Raw genomic sequence first — 13445 nt, 5'->3', positions numbered from 1 at the left:
TCCATCGAACAAAGTGCGCATATGCTCGCAAAGCAAAATTAAGCCAACCTTAAGTTCTTAAGGTTGGCTTTTATGTTTGCTGGATTAAGGGGAATTAATCTTTGCTTATTGGTGCATCTAAGGGATACGGGTTTTTATGTAGCCGGTTGTAATTCAGCGCATACATGGCGGTGATGACCATCAGGGTGACAAATGACCACATAACCTCTTTCGCTCCGGACCCCACCACGGCCCAGATGCAGTAGAGGAAGGCAATGGTAGTAACTGCCAGATATGCCGGGCGTGCTTTACCAAAGTGACCGTGTCCGAGCAGCAGTAACGCCGCACAGGTGTAAAGATATGGCACCAGTGTAAAGATGACCGAGACGGAAGAAACCAGACCGAACTCTTTGGTCGCGTTTGGTGAAATGCTGCTGAGCTGGAAGATGGTCATCAAAATACCGACGATAATCAGCCCCGCCACTGGCGTACCCGCTTTATTTACACGGGCAAAAATCGGTGGGAACAGTCCGTCATCGGCAGCGGCTTTCGCCGTTTGACCCGCCAGCAACGTCCAGCCGCCCAGTGAACCTAAGCAACCCGCAGCTGCGCAGAAGGAAACAATGGCCCCGGCGGTGTCACCCAACGCCATCCGTGCGGCATCACCGAATGGCGAAGCAGAAACGCGCAGTGCGGCATTAGGGATCATCCCCATAATCGCGGTGGTAGAAAGTACATAGCAAACGGCGGCAATCAATACCCCACCAATGGTGGCGATAGGGACATTGCGTTTCGGGTTTTTCACCACACCTGCGGCAACGGAGGCACTTTCCACACCGATGAACGACCACAGCGTAACGTTAAGGGTACTTTGAATTGCACCGAAGGTGCCCAGGCCGCTGACGTTCCATGCCGCCATATAGGTTTCACCACGGAACCAGAACCAGCCAAATACGGCAATCCCGACGATGGGGATCAGCGCCAGCACGGTGGCAACTGCCTGCACACGGGTGATCATTTTCGGACCGACAATGTTCAGCAGGACGAAGATCCACAGCACCACGACGCAGGTGATGGTTAATACCAATGGATCTTTCAGAATCGGGAAGAAGTAACTTAAATATCCTACGCCAATGACCACCATGGCGATATTGCCGATCCAGCAGGCCAGCCAGTAGAGGACGTTGGTTTGATAACCGAGAAACGGGCCAAAGCAGCGGCGGGCGTAAGCGTAAGAACCACCAGGACTTGGGTCGAGGAACGACATTTTGGCGTATACCATCGAGAGCCCCAGTGCACCGATAATCGTCACCAACCATCCATAAATGGCAATCCCGCCAGTAGAGGCCAGGTTTGCAGGTAACAGAAAAACACCTGACCCCATAATATTCCCCGACACCATCAGGGTGACGGGGATTAAGCCCACTTTGTGAGCATCAGCATCCGAAGACATAATTAAACTCCTGCGAAGGCGAGCTTCGTGACAATAAATTACGTCATATCATACGCCTGCATTCGATAGTTGAATTATTATCGACCGGGTTATCGCTGATGCCGTTATTAATATAGCTCTTCGTTAAGGTTAAAAATCAGGCGACAGTGCGTTCTCTGTGCTGACTAACATAATGCAGCGGCGTCATACCGTAGAAGTCTTTAAAGACAGAAATAAAGTACGACGTACTGTTGTAGCCGCAGGACTGTGATACCTGAGAGATATTTTTACCGTCCATCATTAATTCATTTACGGCATAACGCATGCGGCAGGTGGTGATTATTTGGCTATAACTGGTGTTTTCGCTTTTCAACTTTTTTTTTAACAGACTTGGGCTAAGACATAAACAACTGGCTACCATACTAAGATTCCAGTCTTTGTGAATATCGCTTTCAATAATTTGATAAACGCTGTCACTTACACAATTACGTAACATATACATCATTAATGAAACGAATTTTTTACTGTCGAGAAAACGGGATAGCACCGTGAATAATAATGCGCGTGTTCGTTCCTTTTCTGACTCAGTTTCTGCGGGCATCATGCTGTGTTGCGCGGCAACGCGAAAGACGTCTGGCGTCAGGCATGGCAGGGTGAGTATGGGCGTAGCGCTACGTTGCCATACTGGTATTTGCGAGAGATCTTTATTCAGAAACCGGAGGTAATCTTTGATGATGTCGTGACTAATATGAGCAACCAAAGTGTTGTTAAGAGAGGAGACGTCGATAATATTATTTTCACAATTTAATAACGCCATATGGTTAGCTTTAAGGCTAATAGGTTCTTTCCCATTCACCCTTATCCAGACATCTTTTTCAGTCAATAAAACAATACAAGGTTGGTCGCTGCAAATCCTCATACATGTACTCCTGAGTGCGAATAAAAGACCAGTTCTCGCTAAAGCAAAGCGATACCGGGAAATGGTTATATAATTGTATGATGAATATAAACATGCATAAAAATAACGAGTTTTACTAATAGTACAAATTTTTATAGTAATTTCTCATGTACATATTTTTTTACAGGATAAATAACAGGCAAAAAAAAGCGCGGGGTGGGGCCGCGCAAAAAGTATGACATTTTTGTTTGCAGCAATTTTTATGAAAACGTTGCCATACTCAAAAGGCCTAAGGCCAGGCGGCGTAATGTTATTTAAACAATTACGCCTTCAGCGGAATAGTGGTTACGCTTTCACGCACATAACGTGGTAAATACCGTCAATAATTTCAGTCCCTTCAGTTTCGTGTTCAAATCCAGGGAAATGGTGGTCCCAGGATTGCAGCGAGCGTAAATAACTTACTTGCGGACTGTTTTTATCGCCGAAGTTTTCACCAGACAGCAGCATCGGGATTCCTGGCGGATACGGGATAACTGAGTTTGCCGCGATGCGTCCTGGCAGATTTTCAATGGATACCAGTTCGACATTGTTGTCGACAATCGCGTTGTACGCTTCACGCGGGGTGACTTCCGCCACCGGCAGGCCGGAATAGGCTTCGTTCAACCGTGCGCCAGGGTTGTTTTCTTTCAGCCAGGCAAACATGGTGTCACCCAGATCGTGAATCCCCATGTTCGCGTAAGTGTCAGGATATTGTTCAACAAGTTCCGGCATCACCTGCGCCAGCGGTGTGTTGGCGTCATAGTGGCGTTTGAAGGAGCAAAGGGTGTTAACCAGAGTTCCCCATTTCCCACGGGTTACGCCCATAGAGAACAGGAACATAATTTGGAAGTCAGTGGTGCGGGTAGGTACAATGCCGTGGCGACCAAGCCAGGCAGTGACCAGCGCCGCCGGAACACCGGTTTCTTCCAGTTCACCATCTTCACCCATTCCCGGAGCAAGGATGCTGACTTTAATCGGGTCGAGCATACTCCAGTTATCCGGAATATCTTTGAAGCCGTGCCAGCTTTCGCCCGGATGCATTACCCAGCAGTCCTGAACGGTGGTCAGCAGTTTGGTTGGTGCGTCAGCAAAGTCATAGGTTTTGCCGGTTTGTGGGTCGGTGACGACTTCTTTGTTCCACGGTTTGAAGAACCAGCTACCGTCAGCGGTGAACTCTTTATATAGCCGCGCCATCGCCTGACGGAAATCAACCGCTTCGTCAATCACTTCCTGTGTCAGTGACAGGCCGCTGTTGCCGTCCATCATCGACACCGCCACGTCGTTGGATGCGCAGATGGCATACAGCGGGGAGGTGGTGGCATGCATCATGTAGGCCTGGTTGAAGCGGGAGAAGTTAATCGCCCCACGACCTTCACGTACATGAATATAAGAAGCCTGTGACAGCGCATTCAGCAGTTTGTGGGTGGAGTGGGTGGCGAAAACGGTAGGACCGTTGTGATCGCCAGGTTCGCCGCGCATGGCATAGTGATCGGCATAGATCGGGTTGAAACGTGCATAGCCGTACCAGGCTTCGTCAAAGTGCAGACGATCGGAGGTTTTTTCCAGCAGATCCTGCGCTTCTTTAGCGTTATAACACACGCCGTCATAGGTGCAGTTGGTCACCACGCAGTAAGACGGTTTTTGCCCGGCTTTGTCTTTGGTCAGCGGGCTTTCACTGATTTTCTTCTGCAAGGTTTCAGGTTGCATTTCCTGCGGATAGATTGGCCCGATAATGCCGTAGCGGTTGCGGCTTGGCACCATATAGACCGGTTTCGCGCCTGTCAGCATCAAACCTTGTTCGATGGATTTATGGCAGTTACGGTCAACGACCACGACATCGTTATCGGTCATGCAAGCCTGCATGATGGTGCGGTTAGAGCCGGAAGTACCGACGACTACCGACCAGGAGCGATCGGCACCAAATACGCGTGCGGCATATTTTTCGCTTTCGCCAAATGCGCCAGTATGGTCAAGCAAAGAACCGAGGGAAGTTCGTTCGATGCCCATGTCGGTGCGGAACAGATTTTCACCATAGTAGTCATGGTAGAAACGTCCGGCGGGTGTTTTGGTAAAACCAACGCCGCCCTGGTGGCCTGGCGCTGCCCAGGAATATTCATGGATGTCACTATATTTCATCAGCGCGCTGAACAGTGGCGGCAACAGCTGCTGGCGGTAGCGGGTCATCGCGGCAACGGCGCGTCCGGCGATAAAGTCGGCGGTATCTTCCAGAATCCAGGCGAATTCATCGACAAGCTCCAGCAGGTCGCGATCCATTGCGGCGAGGGCTTTTTCCCGATCGCCCAACAGGAAGACCGGCACGTTTTGTTGGCGCTCATGAAGCTTACCGATCAATTGTCTGACGTTTTGATGTTCGTCCGGATGTTCCATTTGATAGCTGAACATCAGGCAGTCAATGGCTTCGTTTGAAGAGAGAATGGCAAAACCATCATCAAAGGAGGTGGATTTAATCACGGTAACATTTTGCTGGCTTAAAGCATCTGCCAGACGCTCAACGGCGTTACCGACCCAGGTGTCTTGATGGAGAAACTCGCTTTCAACAATTAATACTTTCATCATTGCTTACCCGGTTATGAAGGAATCTTCGTTGCGGGCAAGTATCTTCCGGCCTTTTCGGGCTGTAAAGCGCGTGAAAAACAAACATTTTTGAAATATTTAGTTTTATAAACAATACGTTATGTGATTATTTTAAATTATTTTCACTGCTTATTATCGACGGCTAAACTATTTTTTTGGCTGATACTGATATCGTCTTTAGCCGGGAAACGTCTGGCGGCGCTGTTGGCTAAGTTTGCGGTATTGTTGCGGCGACATGCCGACATATTTGCCGAACGTGCTGTAAAAACGACTACTTGAACGAAAGCCTGCCGTCAGGGCAATATCGAGAATACTTTTATCGGTATCGCTCAGTAACGCGCGAACGTGGTTGATGCGCATCGCGGTAATGTACTGTTTCATCGTCAATTGCATGACCCGCTGGAATATCCCCATTGCATAGTTGGCGTTAAGTTTGACGTGCTCAGCCACATCGTTGATGGTCAGCGCCTGATCATAGTTTTCGGCAATAAAGCCCAGCATCTGGCTAACATAAAATTGCGCATGGCGCGAGACGCTGTTTTTGTGTGTGCGCGAGGTTTTATTGACCAGAATCGGTTCCCAGCCAGAGAGGCTAAATCGCTTGAGCATCAGGCCAATTTCATCAATGGCGAGCTGGCGAATTTGCTCGTTCGGACTGTTTAATTCCTGCTGCCAGCGGCGCACTTCAAACGGGCTAAGTTGCTGTGTGGCCAGTGATTTGATCACCATGCCGTGAGTGACGTGGTTAATCAGGTCTTTATCCAGCGGCCAGGAGAGAAACAGATGCATCGGCAGATTAAAAATCGCCATGCTCTGACAGGTTCCGGTATCTGTTAGTTGGTGCGGTGTACAGGCCCAGAACAGCGTGATATGACCCTGATTGATATTCACTTTTTCATTGTTGATCAGGTATTCCACATCGCCATCGAAAGGCACATTCACTTCGACCTGACCATGCCAGTGGCTGGTGGGCATGATATGCGGTGCGCGAAACTCAATCTCCATCCGCTGGTATTCCGAATACAGCGACAGCGGGCTGCGGGTCTGTTTTTCGTCGCTGCTGCACATAAACGTATCTGTATTCATGGATGGCTCTCTTTCCTAGAATATCAGAATTATGGCAGGAGTGAGGGAGGATGACTGCGAGTGGGAGCACGGTTTTCACCCTCTTCCCAGAGGGGCGAGGGGACTCTCCGAGTATCATGAGGCCGAAAACTCTGCTTTTCAGGTAATTTATTCCCATAAACTCAGATTTACTGCTGCTTCACGCAGGATCTGAGTTTATGGGAATGCTCAACCTGGAAGCCGGAGGTTTTCTGCAGATTCGCCTGCCATGATGAAGTTATTCAAGCAAGCCAGGAGATCTGCATGATGTCTGCACCCAAAATTACATTTATCGGCGCTGGTTCGACGATTTTCGTTAAAAATATTCTTGGTGATGTGTTCCATCGCGAGGCGCTGAAAACGGCGCATATTGCCCTGATGGACATTGACCCCACCCGCCTGGAAGAGTCGCATATTGTGGTGCGTAAGCTGATGGATTCAGCAGGGGCCAGCGGCAAAATCACCTGCCACACCCAACAGAAAGAAGCCTTAGAGGATGCCGATTTTGTCGTGGTGGCATTTCAGATTGGCGGTTATGAACCTTGCACGGTGACTGATTTCGAGGTCTGTAAGCGGCATGGTCTGGAACAAACCATTGCCGATACGTTGGGGCCGGGCGGTATTATGCGCGCGCTACGTACCATTCCGCATCTGTGGCAAATTTGCGAGGACATGACGGAAGTCTGCCCCGATGCCACCATGCTCAACTATGTTAACCCAATGGCGATGAATACCTGGGCGATGTATGCCCGCTATCCGCATATCAAACAGGTCGGGCTGTGCCATTCGGTGCAGGGAACGGCGGAAGAGTTGGCGCGTGACCTCAATATCGACCCAGCTACGCTGCGTTACCGTTGCGCAGGTATCAACCATATGGCGTTTTACCTGGAGCTGGAGCGCAAAACCGCCGACGGCAGTTATGTGAATCTCTACCCGGAACTGCTGGCGGCTTATGAAGCAGGGCAGGCACCGAAGCCGAATATTCATGGCAATACTCGCTGCCAGAATATTGTGCGCTACGAAATGTTCAAAAAGCTGGGCTATTTCGTCACGGAATCGTCAGAACATTTTGCTGAGTACACACCGTGGTTTATTAAGCCAGGTCGTGAGGATTTGATTGAGCGTTATAAAGTACCGCTGGATGAGTACCCGAAACGCTGCGTCGAGCAGCTGGCGAACTGGCATAAAGAGCTGGAGGAGTATAAAAAAGCCTCCCGGATTGATATTAAACCGTCACGGGAATATGCCAGCACAATCATGAACGCTATCTGGACTGGCGAGCCGAGTGTGATTTACGGCAACGTCCGTAACGATGGTTTGATTGATAACCTGCCACAAGGATGTTGCGTGGAAGTAGCCTGTCTGGTTGATGCTAATGGCATTCAGCCGACCAAAGTCGGTACGCTACCTTCGCATCTGGCCGCCCTGATGCAAACCAACATCAACGTACAGACGCTGCTGACCGAAGCTATTCTTACGGAAAATCGCGACCGTGTTTACCACGCCGCGATGATGGACCCGCATACTGCCGCCGTGCTGGGCATTGACGAAATATATGCTCTTGTTGACGACCTGATTGCTGCCCACGGCGACTGGCTGCCAGGCTGGTTGCACCGTTAAAACGCGACTAAACGCTACTGCGCCGGGGGATTTATTCCGGCGCACACCTCTGACGATACCAATAACAGAAGGCGGGCGTTGGTAACAGCGACCCGATACCCTATGAGCATTTCAATGACTACAAAACTCAGTTATGGATTTGGAGCGTTCGGGAAGGATTTTGCGATCGGCATTGTGTATATGTACCTCATGTATTACTACACCGATGTCGTCGGGCTGTCTGTGGGTTTGGTCGGTACTTTGTTTCTGGTGGCGAGGATCTGGGATGTTATTAACGATCCGATTATGGGATGGATTGTAAATGCTACGCGATCGCGATGGGGTAAGTTCAAACCCTGGATCCTGATCGGTACGTTGGCAAACTCTGTAATCTTATTTCTCCTCTTTAGTGCGCATCTGTTTGAAGGTACTACTCAGATTGTCTTTGTTTGCGTGACCTACATCCTCTGGGGCATGACTTACACTATTATGGATATTCCCTTCTGGTCGCTGGTTCCAACCATAACGCTCGATAAACGTGAGCGCGAACAACTGGTTCCTTATCCGCGTTTTTTTGCCAGTCTGGCAGGCTTTGTTACGGCAGGTGTGACGCTACCATTTGTTAATTATGTCGGCGGTGGCGATCGGGGATTTGGCTTTCAGATGTTCACTCTGGTACTGATCGCCTTTTTTATTGTTTCAACCATCATCACTCTGCGCAATGTGCATGAAGTCTTTTCGTCAGACAATCAACCGTCTGCTGAAGGAAGCCATCTGACACTTAAAGCCATCGTTGCGCTAATTTATAAAAACGATCAGCTTTCATGCCTCTTGGGTATGGCTCTTGCTTATAATGTAGCCAGCAACATTATTACCGGCTTTGCTATCTATTATTTCTCATATGTTATCGGTGATGCGGATTTGTTCCTCTATTATCTGTCGTATGCGGGAGCTGCTAACCTGGTGACGTTAGTATTCTTCCCACGCTTAGTTAAATCATTATCCCGACGCATTTTATGGGCCGGAGCATCTATTCTTCCGGTGTTAAGCTGTGGTGTTCTCCTGTTAATGGCATTAATGAGCTATCACAACGTCGTCCTCATTGTGATTGCGGGTATTTTGCTGAATGTGGGAACGGCGCTTTTCTGGGTATTACAGGTCATCATGGTGGCAGATACCGTTGATTACGGTGAATATAAACTGCACGTACGCTGTGAAAGTATCGCTTACTCCGTGCAGACTATGGTGGTGAAGGGCGGTTCAGCCTTTGCGGCTTTTTTCATTGCGGTTGTGTTAGGGATGATTGGCTATGTACCGAATGTTGAACAGTCTACGCAAGCCCTATTAGGTATGCAGTTTATTATGATTGCTCTACCAACTCTGTTTTTCATGGTAACGCTGATTCTCTACTTCCGTTTCTATCGCCTCAATGGTGACACGCTGCGCAGGATCCAGATCCATCTGCTGGATAAATATCGCAAAGTACCGCCCGAGCCTGTTCATGCTGATATTCCGGTCGGTGCAGTGAGTGATGTGAAAGCCTGACGTGGACAATAGCTAACGAAAATGGCCTGATGCGATATGTTTATCAGGCCACGTCTTAATGTAATGCTTTGGATTTGCAAATTTTGTAGACCGGATAAGGAATTCACGCCGCATCCGGCATCAACAAAGCGCAAGTTGTTATCCGGTTATCAAGCCAAAGCGCCGTAGCTGGCGGCAATGAAAGCGAGCGAGGAATATCACCGTCGTTAATGCGCCAAGCAGCGCGCAGAACATATCGGATTGCGTGTCCCACTGGTCGCCCTGGGTGCCGAGAAAATCATCCGCTCCCTGACCCATTGCCAGCGCTGCCCACCACTCGATTAATTCATACATCGCGCTTATCGCCAGCGCCACGCAGCAGACCAGGAACGCCACCATTTTACGTCCGCGCACGTACATCCCGCGAACGAGAATTTCTCGTGCCACCAGTGCAGGCACCAGCCCCTGGAAAAAGTGCCCCAGCTTGTCATACGGATTACGACTCAACCCCAGCCATTCCTGCACCTCAAAACCAACGGGGACTTTCGCGTAGGTGTATTGTCCGCCGACCATCAGGATGATGGCGTGAAGGAAAATGAGCGTATAGAGCAGCGGCGTTAACGGATAACGTCTGGCGGTGGCAAGCAGTAGCGGCACGACAATAATCACCGGTGTCACTTCCATCAGCCAGGTGAGTTTGTCATGGGCCGAAATGCCGGTATAAATCAGGATTAATGTTAGCGCCAGTGCGCCGGTGTTAAGAATTAACGGCTTGAGTGTGCGGGTCATGGTGAGTTCGCAAATCAGGGAAAATACTGACTATTCACCAGCAAGCGTGAAATTACAATCGCAAAAGAGGTGGCCCAGGGGGATCACCTGGCAGCATGCTGCCAGGCGCTGGGCCGAAGAGGTTACTTAGTGCAGTTCGCGCACTGTTTGTTGACGATTTGCTGGAAGAAGTCGTTACCTTTGTCATCGACCAGGATAAACGCCGGGAAATCTTCTACTTCGATTTTCCAGATAGCTTCCATACCCAGCTCCGGATAAGCGACGCACTCCAGATGCTTGATGCTCTGCTGCGCCAGTACCGCCGCCGGACCGCCGATGCTACCGAGGTAGAAGCCGCCGTGTTTATGACACGCGTCGGTAACCTGCTGACTGCGGTTACCTTTCGCTAGCATGATCATGCTGCCGCCGTGGGATTGCAGCAGATCCACGTAGGAGTCCATACGACCTGCGGTGGTTGGGCCAAGTGAACCTGATGGATAACCGGCAGGGGTTTTCGCCGGACCCGCGTAGTAGATCGGGTGATCTTTGATGTACTGCGGAAGTTCTTTACCGGCGTCAATCAGCTCTTTCAGCTTGGCGTGTGCAATATCTCGGCCCACGATAATGGTGCCGGTGAGCGACAAACGAGTGGATACCGGGTATTGCGAAAGCTGGGCGAGGATCTCTTTCATCGGGCGGTTAAGGTCAACTTTCACCGCTTCGCCTTCACCGGCCTGGCGCAGTTCTTGTGGAATGTACTGGCCTGGGTTGTGTTCCAGTTTTTCGATCCAGATACCTTCGCGGTTGATTTTCGCTTTAATGTTACGGTCAGCGGAGCAGGAGACGCCCATGCCGACCGGGCAGGATGCGCCGTGACGTGGCAGACGGATAACGCGAATGTCGTGCGCGAAGTATTTACCGCCAAACTGCGCGCCAAGACCGAGTTTCTGGGCCTCTTCCAGCAGTTCCTGTTCCAGCTGGACATCGCGGAACGCCTGACCATGTTCGTTCCCTTCCGTCGGCAGTTCATCGTAATAGTGAGCGCTTGCTAACTTGACGGTTTTCAGGTTGGTTTCCGCAGACGTACCGCCAATCACAAACGCGATATGGTACGGCGGGCAGGCTGCAGTACCGAGGGTACGCATTTTCTCGACGAGGAAGTTTTTCAGTTTGCCGGGAGTCAGCAGGGCTTTGGTTTCCTGGTAGAGATACGTTTTGTTGGCAGAGCCGCCGCCTTTCGCAACGCAAAGGAATTTGTACTCATCGCCATCTACCGCGTACAGGTCGATTTGCGCAGGCAGGTTAGTGCCGGTGTTGACCTCTTTGTACATGTCCAGCGCCGCATTCTGTGAATAGCGCAGGTTATCTTCGATATAGGTGTTATAGACGCCTTTCGACAGCGCTTCTTCATCACCGCCGCCGGTCCACACGCGCTGGCCTTTTTTACCGACGATGATCGCGGTGCCGGTATCCTGGCAGGTCGGCAGCACGCCTTTGGCGGCGATTTCGGAGTTTCTTAAGAATTGCAGCGCCACGTACTTGTCGTTTTCGCTGGCTTCTGGATCGTGAAGAATAGCCGCAACCTGTTTCTGGTGTGCCGGGCGGAGCATAAAAGAAGCGTCGTGAAAGGCTTGCTGCGCCAGCAGGGTCAGGGCTTCTGGTTCCACTTTCAGGATGGTTTCGCCGTCGAAGTCGGCAACGCTAACGTAATCGGAAGTGAGTAGATAGTATTCGGTATTGTCTTTCCCCATCGGGAAAGGTGCCTGGTAGATAAAGGGTTTGTTTGACATAGCTTCCAGCCTGTAACTCTGTATTTGTTATTCGAAAATGGCGTGCCGCGTAGTCACGGGCGGCACGCAAAGTGCATTTATAAGAACCCGTACATCGCGGCGAAGATCCAGCCGAAGACGCACGATACGCTCACACCAATCAACCCCGGCAGAATAAAGCTGTGGTTGATGACGAAGCGACCGATGTGGGTGGTGCCGGAACGGTCAAACTGAATCGCTGCCAGATCGCTCGGATAAGTCGGCAGGATGTAATAACCGTAGCAAGCCGGTGCTGAAGCCACGATGTATGCCGGATCAACGCCGATCGCCAGCGCGACCGGAACAATCGCCGCCAGCGCCGCAGCCTGAGAGTTTACAAACTTGGAAACCAGCAGCAGAACAATGGCATAGGCCCACGGATACTCTTTCACCATTTCACCCAGTACGCCCTGAATTTCAGACATATGCGCACCGAACATGGTTTCTGCCATCCATGCGATACCGTACACCGCCACGATGGCGATCATACCGGAACGGAAGACTTCGTTTTTTGAGATAGACGCGGGATTGGTTTTGGTCAGGATAATAATCAGCGCCCCGGTCAGCAGCATAAACATCTGAATAACCAGCACCATCGACAGCGGTTTGCCGCCGAAGGATGGACGCAGGTCCGAATCAGCACCAAGAAGTGCGACTACAGCGATTGCCCCGAGGAAAATCCACATCGCCAGCCAGTTGCTTTTCGGCAGTTTTTTATCCAGCAGCGTCGCGGTATCACCGTAAACATACTCACGGTTTTCCGGTACGGAGATGAATTTCTGGAACTCTTCGTCTTTATCCAGATCTTTACCGCGGAACCAGCTGAAGATACCGATCGCCAGGATACCGATTAACGTCGATGGAATGGTGATTGCCAGCAGATCGAGGAACTCAAGATGGCGGCCATCAAAGGTGACATTACCCAGCATCGCAACCAGAGACACGACCGCAACCGATACCGGACTGGCGATAATCCCCATCTGTGCACCGATAGAACTTGCCGCCATCGGACGTTCCGGACGGATGTTGTTCTTAATGGCGACGTCGTAGATGATCGGCAGAATGGTGTAAACCACATGACCCGTACCGCAAAGAATGGTCAGTGTACAGGTCACAAACGGCGCGACAATTGAGACATATTTCGGGTTGCGGCGCAGCAGCTTCTCGGCAATTTGCAGCATGACATCAAGACCGCCCGAAGCTTGCAAGGTCGCCGATGCCGCCACCACCGCAATGATAACCAGCATGACATCAACTGGTGGTTTACCTGGCTGAAGGTGGAAGACGAAGACCAGAATGACCAGACCGATACCGCCTAATAAACCCAGCGCGATACCACCCTTTCTGGCACCATAAAACAGACATATCAGTATTATGATAAGTTGGATAGTAAATAACATGTGTGAACCCTCGCGATAATCCTATTTAAATTTTTGCTGAATAGATCACAGTCACGTTCTGTTTTGTATGAACTGTTTTCAGAGCCTGACTAAATATCCGTTTGGTCGTTACCGGCTTTAGCAAATACCTCACAGTAAATATTGGCTGATTAAAGCAGCGGCAAATTTATGCACTGTGATAAGCGGCTTTTTCAGAGAGAAAAACTCTCTGGCGATGGGTTTATAGTTTGTACTGCGCAGATGTTAATGTTTTGTTTGCTGTTATCTTATTGATATTTATCGGTCTATTTTTTGTTCTC

At 50.2% G+C, this 13445-nt stretch carries 9 protein-coding genes; 2 read left to right on the top strand and 7 right to left on the bottom strand.

From position 1 onward, the window contains the following. Window positions 1-94 precede the first annotated feature (94 nt). From adiC to melR, 4 genes are all read right to left on the bottom strand, one after another. Window positions 95-1432, bottom strand: coding sequence for an arginine/agmatine antiporter (gene adiC / locus ACU8XX_RS22500; protein ID WP_000093154.1), 1338 nt, complete (start codon window positions 1430-1432; stop codon window positions 95-97). A gap of 136 nt (window positions 1433-1568) precedes the next feature. After that, on the bottom strand, window positions 1569-2330 hold the full coding sequence (gene adiY / locus ACU8XX_RS22495; protein ID WP_001217060.1) for a DNA-binding transcriptional activator AdiY: 762 nt from the start codon (window positions 2328-2330) through the stop codon (window positions 1569-1571). A 324-nt stretch (window positions 2331-2654) separates the two neighbouring features. Then, window positions 2655-4922, bottom strand: coding sequence for an arginine decarboxylase (adiA, locus tag ACU8XX_RS22490; RefSeq protein WP_001381593.1), 2268 nt, complete (start codon window positions 4920-4922; stop codon window positions 2655-2657). A 198-nt stretch (window positions 4923-5120) separates the two neighbouring features. After that, window positions 5121-6029 (bottom strand): transcriptional regulator MelR, encoded by a 909-nt coding sequence (melR, locus tag ACU8XX_RS22485; RefSeq protein WP_001090758.1) that lies wholly within the window; start codon window positions 6027-6029, stop codon window positions 5121-5123. Between the two features lie 282 nt (window positions 6030-6311). On the opposite strand from melR, the gene melA reads away from it, so the two are divergent. Further along, entirely contained in the window at window positions 6312-7667 is a 1356-nt protein-coding gene (gene melA / locus ACU8XX_RS22480) for an alpha-galactosidase (RefSeq protein WP_000986601.1), read from the top strand. A 102-nt stretch (window positions 7668-7769) separates the two neighbouring features. After that, window positions 7770-9191 carry a melibiose:sodium transporter MelB gene (melB, locus tag ACU8XX_RS22475; protein WP_032170301.1) on the top strand — a complete coding sequence of 474 codons (1422 nt, stop codon included), beginning with the start codon at window positions 7770-7772 and terminating at the stop codon, window positions 9189-9191. A gap of 138 nt (window positions 9192-9329) precedes the next feature. Here the strand turns inward: melB and ACU8XX_RS22470 are convergent, their stop codons facing one another. From ACU8XX_RS22470 to dcuB, 3 genes are all read right to left on the bottom strand, one after another. Next, window positions 9330-9959: a DUF2238 domain-containing protein gene (locus ACU8XX_RS22470; protein WP_000198754.1), complete on the bottom strand. Its 630-nt coding sequence runs from the start codon at window positions 9957-9959 to the stop codon at window positions 9330-9332. A gap of 122 nt (window positions 9960-10081) precedes the next feature. Beyond that, window positions 10082-11728: a class I fumarate hydratase gene (gene fumB / locus ACU8XX_RS22465; RefSeq protein ID WP_000066681.1), complete on the bottom strand. Its 1647-nt coding sequence runs from the start codon at window positions 11726-11728 to the stop codon at window positions 10082-10084. A gap of 77 nt (window positions 11729-11805) precedes the next feature. Continuing rightward, window positions 11806-13146, bottom strand: coding sequence for an anaerobic C4-dicarboxylate transporter DcuB (gene dcuB / locus ACU8XX_RS22460; RefSeq protein ID WP_000899522.1), 1341 nt, complete (start codon window positions 13144-13146; stop codon window positions 11806-11808). Window positions 13147-13445: the final 299 nt, after the last annotated feature.

It is taken from the genome of Escherichia sp. MAL-1 (assembly GCF_052948035.1).
This window is presented reverse-complemented; position numbering and strand designations above follow the sequence as displayed.